The organism is Streptomyces sp. NPDC001450, from assembly GCF_053597295.1.
Genome location: NZ_JBSFHY010000100.1, coordinates 1 through 6708, shown reverse-complemented (window position 1 = coordinate 6708; position 6708 = coordinate 1). Strand labels below are relative to the sequence as shown.

Here is a 6708-nt window from a genome sequence, read left to right as displayed (position 1 = left end):
CTCACGGTGGTCACGCCACCGGCCACCACGCCTCGGCGTCCGGTCCGGCAGCAACGGCTCGATCCGCGCCCACTGCGCGTCAGTCAACGGCACATTCAGACCAACGAGCAGATGATCCAAACGAAACTGCCTAGTGCTGTGACCGGGAAGGTTTACCGGGAAGATATTCGTTCCCGCGGTCGGGCCATTCGGAGGCCAGGTGTCCCGCAGGGGTCGGTGTGGCTGGTCGCTGCGGGACCACATGATGGTCAGCGGGGCTGATAGTTGAGAGTTCCGAGGGGCCAGCTCGTGGACAGCCAGGTCGTGATGGCCGCATGCAAGGGCGCGTCCATCTCGGCTTTGTCGGCACGGACCCAGGAGCGGACGTCGGTGTCGTGGTCGTCGCTGCGGGAGGGATAGATATAGACGCAACCGATCACCTCGCCACTGTCGGTCTCGATGACGGTGTAGGTGAATCCGCGGCGCTGAGCGAAGTCGTCCGCGTGACGCTGCAGGTCGGCGAGGTTCGCCTGCAGGGTCATCCCGTTGGCAGGAGGCCATCCTCGGTCCTGGAAGCCCGGGGTCGCACGGATGTGCTCGATGCTGCTGGTCCAGGCGGCGTGGTCGGCGGCGTTGTGCCGGGGTCCCAGCGGCTCCAGATGGAACTGCGGGGTGATCAGGTCCGCGGGGACGACGAAGTCGTCGGGGACGAGGGCATGGTCAGTCATGGGGCCGAGGCTATGAGGCAGGGCTCACGGGTTGCACCTGGATTGGTGACGCCGCTCGCGTGGCGGGGCGGCCCCACCGGATGCCCTTCTCGCTGCGGATACGGGCGCGCTCCCTGCGCTGGGCGGCCAGGATGTCGGGGTGGCGGGCGTTGATGTTGCGCCAGCGCAGGTAGCGGTGCAGGGCCCGGGTCTGCACGGTGTGGTTGGGATGGTTGGAGTTCGCCAGGGTGAACTGCCGCAGGGGTCCGAAGTGCGCCTCGATCGGGTTGGCCCAGGAGGCATTGGTAGGGGTGAAACACAGCTCCACCCGGTGCTTCTTCGCCCAAGTGCGGATCTTTATGCCCTTGTGCGCGGACAAGTTGTCCATGATCACGTAGATGGGGGCGCCGTCAGGCCGGGCGGCACGGATCGATTTCAGCGCGGCCAGGGACTGAGCGGCGCCCTTGTGGCGACGGTTCACGCCCCACAGCGTGTCGTCGCCAACCGAGTAGCAGCCGTGAAAGTAGGTCACTCCATGAGTGCGGTGATAGGTCGCCGGAATCCGGTCGGGCCGACTCTGTTGTGCCCAGCAGGAGCCTGCGGTGGGGCGGATACCGAGCGGCCCGAACTCGTCGAACGCGAAAACACGATCGGGTAAGTGCTCCAGGACGTACTCGATGCGGTCCAGTTTGGTGTCGCGCTCGGGGTCGACGGACTCCTTCCACGTCTTGGTGCGCTGGAAGGTGATGCCGCGTCGGGCCAGCAGGCAGCGCAGGGCCTCGCGGCCCATACGGATCACCCGGCCGTGGACCCTACGCAGATAGGCGCAGAGTTTGCGGATCGACCAGCGGGTGAACGGCTGGCCGAGTTTGACCGGGCGTGTGGTGGCCGTCACGACGACGAAGTCCTCGTCGTCAGTGTTGAGCAGGCGGGGACGGCCTCCCGCCCACCGAGGGTCCAGGCAGGCCAGGCCGATCTCGTTGAAGCGGTGGATGACGTCCCGGACGGTGTCCTCATCAGCCGCAACCAGTTGGGCGATGACCGGGACCCGATTCCCGCCGGCCGAAGCCAGCAGCATCATCGCGCGCCGGTAGCGCACGGAACTGGTACTGCCTCGCCGCACGATCTGCTGCAGGCGCTGCCCCTCTTGATCCGTCAGTCGGCGAACTTTGACCGGCTCTGCCACCACGTCTCCCCACACTGGATGGGATGTCCGGCCCCATCCAATCGGCCCCAGCCTCAATGCGGACCAGAACCCGGTGAACGTTCCCGGTCACAGCACTAGTGGCCCCTAGACTCCCGCTAGGCGGGCACCCTGCTCCGCGAGCGATTCCCTACGGACGCTTCGCGGGCGGTACTTTCAGCGCCTCTTGCACCGCCCGCTCACCGACACGGAGATCCCGCCCTTGTTGGTGCCTGCCTGGTCCTTGAACTTGGCAGGGACCGGTGCGGCCCCCAGGAAGGCATCCCATTCCCCGGACTTGAGCGCGGTGAAATCTGCGTCGACGGCGCCGTCGAGCTTCCACCCTCGCTGGTGCAGACGACTGGTGAAGCGGAGCAGAGCGGCCTCACCAGGGACTTTCGAAGTCAGGATCACGCCTGCGACGAGGCAGGGCGGGATGCCGTCGCTGGCCGCGCGTTTGCTCCGTGCAGCGCTCACACGGGCCTCTCCGACCCCAACGGAGGCGAAACGAAGGTCACTCAGCACCACGTCGGCAGTCTTCTCTGCCGGCCGTGTCGGCGCCGTCGTGGAACCTGGCGAGCGGTGCCGCTCCGTTGTCGCGCTGCTTCCGCATCCTGCGAGGATCAGCATCACTGCAACCATCCCTGCGACACTGAACCGTTCGATCCCTCTCAATACCCCACCCCTGCGTGAAAAGACCGGTCCAGTACCAGGCCGACGGGGAGTCTGTCATGATCAAGCCAGACTCGCACTCGCCCTCAACACCACGTCTGGCTCGACCGGATCACCAGCACTGGCGCCACGCACCCGACGTCCACCTCCTGGGAGATGAAGCCGACACCCTTTTCGGCGTTGAACCACGGCGCTCGCTGTCCCTCGTATGTGGACCGTGCTCGCCCATTGTGGAAGACCGGGAGACCAGGCGTGGAAAACTGCTTGCCCGGATGGCCGCTCGGGCAGGTCGGGCGGGGCTGGGTGAGGGGCGGCAATGAGCAACACAGGCAGCGCGGTTGACGCATTCGGGGCCTACACGGAGGAGGCCGCGTACTACGACCTTCCATGTGATGATCTGGATTCGATCCTGCCCGCGTTCGCCCGGGGGCTGCTGGGCGCGGCCGGCGGGATGCTTGCCGTCCTGGGCTACCGGGACGCCCGCGCGTTCGGGGACGGTCCTGTGGACCGTGCGGCACCGGGCGTACGGGAGACGGTGCTGTTCCGGCTGCCGGAGTCCTGCGACATGCGCGACGCGGCGTTCCGCGCAGGCGTGGCACGTGCCTTCCATGACCTGGGTCTTCAGTACCGGGTTGTCCAGGGCCGCGCCGGTGCGGGCCTTGCCGAAGGCGAGCGCGAACATCACCGCCGCGGTGACGGCGGTCCAGGCGATGCCCAGCGGGGAGCGGTGCGGGCGGAAGCCGGCCACCAGCACCCAGGTGGACTGCACCAGCAGGTAGGCGGCCAGCAGCGCGAACCCCGCACCGAAATCGCCGTTGTGGCAGGTCAGAGCTTGATCGCCGTATCAGGCAAGTCAGGCAAGTTGCTCGACGTTGGGTAGCGCGGCGAGCCGCCGACAGGGATCAGGCCGTCGAGGACGTCGACGACGAACTGGGACGCGGGGCATCGCTTCGAACTCGTCTCGTGAGTCGTCGTTCAGCACCGTGTGCGTTTCAGGTCACGGATGCTCAGCGATGGCTGAGCCCGCCGGTCAGTCGATGCCTTCGATGATGCGGAAGTCGCGCTCGACGCCGTCGGGGAGGGCCACCAGCGCCTTCTGGTATGCCTCGCTCTCGTATGCCGCGACGGCTTGTTCAAAGCTGTCGAACTCGATCAGAACGACGCGTTGCGTGATTCCGGCCTCGTGGGCGACGACTCGACCGCCACGGGACAGGGTGCGCCCGCCCCCAGCCCGGACAGCCGGACCGGCCAGCATGCCATAGGCAGTCAGCCTCTCAGGGTCGGAAATGGCGGGGTAGACACTGACCCAGTAGCCCTTAGCCATGGAAACCTCCTGTGTTCGGCCGGACACGTCCGACTTCGAATTGACACTCAGATCGATCGATCCCGGCGACGGGTACTGCGGTCGGTTGAATCGCCATATGCGCAGGTTAGGGCTTGATATGCGGTCGAGGGAAAGACCGGTACGGGATAGGCTCAGAACGGATCGTTATCAATCGGCAGGGAGGGCACGTGGCGCCGGATACGGTGAGCCTGCGGTACTTCCTGGTGCTGGCGCAGGAGTTGAACTTCACTCGCGCGGCCGCACGGATCGGTATCGCACAGCCCGCACTCAGCGCCCGGATGCGCCGATTGGAGGCGGAACTCGGTACGGCCCTGCTGGTCCGCAACACGCGCAGCGTCGTATTGACCACGGCCGGTGAGACTTTGGCGGAGTCCGCGCCGCCCGCGCTGGCGGCGCTGGACCGGGCATGGGACACCGCCCGGAGCGCAGCGGCCGGTGAACTGGGCACGCTGCGCATCGGATACAGCCTCAGCGCCGGGGCCGAGACGGCACCGGCCCTGGTGGACAGGCTGATTCGCGGCAACAGCGGACTCGAGGTCGGCGCGGTCCCGATGGCGACACCGGAGATCTCCCCCGCGGTCGCCGACGGCCGCATCGATGCCGGGATCACCCGCGGTGAACAACCGGGCCGTGGCGTGCGCCGGTTCCTGCTGCGGCGTGCGCGCATCGGGGTCCAGCTGGCGCAGCACCATCCGCTGTCCGAACACCCGGAGATCGAGATCGCCGACGCGGCCGCGTATCCGCTGCGACTCCCGGACCGTGCGGCCAACCCCGTGATCCACGATCAGCTGTCCGCACTGTTCCGAGACACCCGACCACACCCCCGATTCCACACGCCCGCAGTCTCTTTCGACATGTCTCAGCGCGACCTGCGCGACGGGATCACCCTCGCCCCGGCCGGAGAAGCCGCGGCCACGGCACAACCGGCCGGTCTCACCTGGCGACCGCTGCGGGGCGCGCCCAGCCTGACGATCCACCTGGTCCTCCCACGCGAGCAGTCGCCACTACACCGCCGCATCCGTGCCGTCGCCAAAACCCTGGCGCACGAGCTGCACTGGCTGCCGGACTGACGCGCAGGAGGTCAAGCGAGCCGGACGCCTGCGGTGGCGAGGCCCGGCGCTGACCAGGCCAGTAACCCGCAGACGCCACTTGGCCGTTGCCATACGAGAACTGGGCCTTCTTTCTCCCGGTGAGCGGCTCAGGTACCGGGCGTGCCGCCCTACATGACCGAGAACCAGACGGCCTCCATGGGCAGGCCGCGGCCCTCGGTGCCCGAGATTACGTGGCTCGGGTCGTCACCAGGGTGGTTGCCGGGCAGGTCTCCGATGTTGCGGACGTGCGCGACGCTGTAGGCCCTGTAGTTGGCCGGGGCGTAGAACTCGATGGCCTCGATGGGTGTGTTCATGCCCGTGGTGCCGATCTGGATGTCCGTGCCGTGCTTGGCGCACTCCAGGTGGTCGTCCCAGCCGTAGTTGCTGCGGTGGGCGCGGAAGCAGCCCGTCCAGTACCCGTTGATGTGCACGCGGAGGGCTTCGAGGTTGAGCCCCTTGCCTTTGGTGCCGGCCCACTGGCCGTCGCACTGCCAGTTCAGCCAGCCCAGGTTCTGTACGTGGGCCTGGTAGCAGATGTTGCCGTAGGTGGTGGGCGGTCCGGCGGCCTCCGCAGGGCCCGCGGTCGTGGTGAGGATGCCCAGCGCGAGAACCGCGCCGGCCAGGGCCGTGGTGAATCGCTTCTTGATCATGACTGTCTCCTAGCCCGGGTACGGGAGGGTGTGAGCAGGCTTTGCGGTGCTGAACATATGCGCCGCGGGGCGCTTTCCCGCCCGTCCCAGGGCGTCCCGGCGTCCCTGGGACGTCCCGGACTTTCGTCCCGGGCTCTCCTCGGCCGTTCCGGGGGCTCCTCTACCCGCCCCACCAGGAACCCGTGGCTGCGCAGGTCGGACGGGAGCCTGCTCAGCACGACTGAGCTGCTGTTGCGTCGGGCTGGGAGTGCGCGCAGCGGCCACGCTTTTCACGGCACGGGGGCTTGCCGCCCGGCCTTCGGTTGTTCCTCAACCACCTGACTGCGGTCGCACCGCTGTACCGCGGTCCCGGAGCGCCACTCCCTTCCCCGCGCCCCTCGACCCATCAGGTGGCCGGCACCGCAGCGGAACGCCGGGACCTTCCCGAGCCTCCACCCGCCGACGTCGTCCGCAAAGAACTCGACGAGCTGAACGTCTCCGCCCCTCGCTCGATGGCTGGGTACTCACGCGCGAAGTTCCCGCACTGGATCACCCAGTACGGCGCCTGCGACACCCGCGAAGCCGTCGTCAAACGGGATGGCCAGAACGTCGTCCAGGACGACCAGTGCCGCGCCGTCTCCGGCACCTGGGTCAGCCCCTACGACGGAAAGGTGGCCACGAAGCCGTCGACCGAGGTCGACATCGACCACATGGTCCCCCTCGCCAACGCCTGGCGCTCCGGAGCCGACGAGTGGGACACCGCCCTGCGACGCAAGTTCGCCAACGACCTCAACAACCCCAAAGACCAACTCCTGCTGAACAGGGTCAAGCTTCAGTGCCGTGACCGCGAGGTGCAGCGCCATCGGTGCCCTTTCAGCAATCTTTACGCCCGACCACCACCGCCCTTGCGGTTCACGGGCGTGCAGCGCCACCCCCGCCTTAACGAGCCCTGTAACAAGCCCGCCGAGGACCAGTGCGATCCCGATATAGGCGAGGACCGCCCGAAGGGGTCTGATGCACGATCGGGTGACATCTGAACTGGCTTGCCCTGTGGGGCGGGTGGGAAGGATGTCGCTGTGCCCAAGTCTTATCCGGAAGAGTT

General features: G+C 67.4%; 8 protein-coding genes. 3 read left to right on the top strand and 5 right to left on the bottom strand.

The features are described from left to right. Nucleotides 1-248: 248 nt before the first annotated feature. The 3 genes from ACWC5O_RS44765 to ACWC5O_RS44755 all read right to left on the bottom strand — a co-directional run bounded on the left by ACWC5O_RS44765 (nt 249) and on the right by ACWC5O_RS44755 (nt 2499). The gene (locus ACWC5O_RS44765) at nt 249-707 is read right to left on the bottom strand and encodes a GNAT family N-acetyltransferase (protein ID WP_450592451.1); all 459 of its coding nucleotides are present in this window, start codon (nt 705-707) and stop codon (nt 249-251) included. A gap of 10 nt (nt 708-717) precedes the next feature. Beyond that, nucleotides 718-1872 carry an IS630 family transposase gene (locus ACWC5O_RS44760; protein ID WP_450592450.1) on the bottom strand — a complete coding sequence of 385 codons (1155 nt, stop codon included), beginning with the start codon at nt 1870-1872 and terminating at the stop codon, nt 718-720. Nucleotides 1873-2046: 174 nt separating this feature from the next. Continuing rightward, complete coding sequence (locus tag ACWC5O_RS44755) at nt 2047-2499, bottom strand: hypothetical protein (RefSeq protein WP_450592448.1); 453 nt, start codon at nt 2497-2499, stop codon at nt 2047-2049. A gap of 358 nt (nt 2500-2857) precedes the next feature. Here ACWC5O_RS44755 and ACWC5O_RS44750 point away from each other — a divergent pair, with 358 nt between their 5' ends. After that, a complete protein-coding gene (locus ACWC5O_RS44750) occupies nt 2858-3421 on the top strand; it encodes a hypothetical protein (protein WP_450592446.1) in 564 nt (187 codons plus the stop codon). 150 nt (nt 3422-3571) lie between these two features. On the opposite strand, the gene ACWC5O_RS44745 is transcribed toward ACWC5O_RS44750, so the two are convergent. Then, the gene (locus ACWC5O_RS44745) at nt 3572-3865 is read right to left on the bottom strand and encodes a DUF1330 domain-containing protein (protein WP_095878604.1); all 294 of its coding nucleotides are present in this window, start codon (nt 3863-3865) and stop codon (nt 3572-3574) included. A 188-nt stretch (nt 3866-4053) separates the two neighbouring features. Here ACWC5O_RS44745 and ACWC5O_RS44740 point away from each other — a divergent pair, with 188 nt between their 5' ends. Further along, the gene (locus ACWC5O_RS44740; protein ID WP_450592444.1) at nt 4054-4956 is read left to right on the top strand and encodes a LysR family transcriptional regulator; all 903 of its coding nucleotides are present in this window, start codon (nt 4054-4056) and stop codon (nt 4954-4956) included. A gap of 149 nt (nt 4957-5105) precedes the next feature. Here the strand turns inward: ACWC5O_RS44740 and ACWC5O_RS44735 are convergent, their stop codons facing one another. Further along, nucleotides 5106-5627, bottom strand: coding sequence for a hypothetical protein (locus ACWC5O_RS44735; protein ID WP_450592442.1), 522 nt, complete (start codon nt 5625-5627; stop codon nt 5106-5108). A gap of 389 nt (nt 5628-6016) precedes the next feature. Between ACWC5O_RS44735 and ACWC5O_RS44730 the strand changes: the two genes are divergently transcribed. Then, on the top strand, nt 6017-6643 hold the full coding sequence (locus tag ACWC5O_RS44730; RefSeq protein WP_450592441.1) for a GmrSD restriction endonuclease domain-containing protein: 627 nt from the start codon (nt 6017-6019) through the stop codon (nt 6641-6643). Nucleotides 6644-6708 lie beyond the last annotated feature (65 nt).

Excerpts from the sequence above, each read along its gene's own strand:
- ACWC5O_RS44765 (WP_450592451.1), bottom strand. The coding sequence starts at position 707 with ATGACTGACCATGCCCTCGTCCCCGACGACTTCGTCGTCCCCGCGGAC.
- ACWC5O_RS44755 (WP_450592448.1), bottom strand. The coding sequence starts at position 2,499 with ATGCTGATCCTCGCAGGATGCGGAAGCAGCGCGACAACGGAGCGGCAC.
- ACWC5O_RS44750 (WP_450592446.1), top strand. The coding sequence starts at position 2,858 with ATGAGCAACACAGGCAGCGCGGTTGACGCATTCGGGGCCTACACGGAG.
- ACWC5O_RS44745 (WP_095878604.1), bottom strand. The coding sequence starts at position 3,865 with ATGGCTAAGGGCTACTGGGTCAGTGTCTACCCCGCCATTTCCGACCCT.
- ACWC5O_RS44735 (WP_450592442.1), bottom strand. The coding sequence starts at position 5,627 with ATGATCAAGAAGCGATTCACCACGGCCCTGGCCGGCGCGGTTCTCGCG.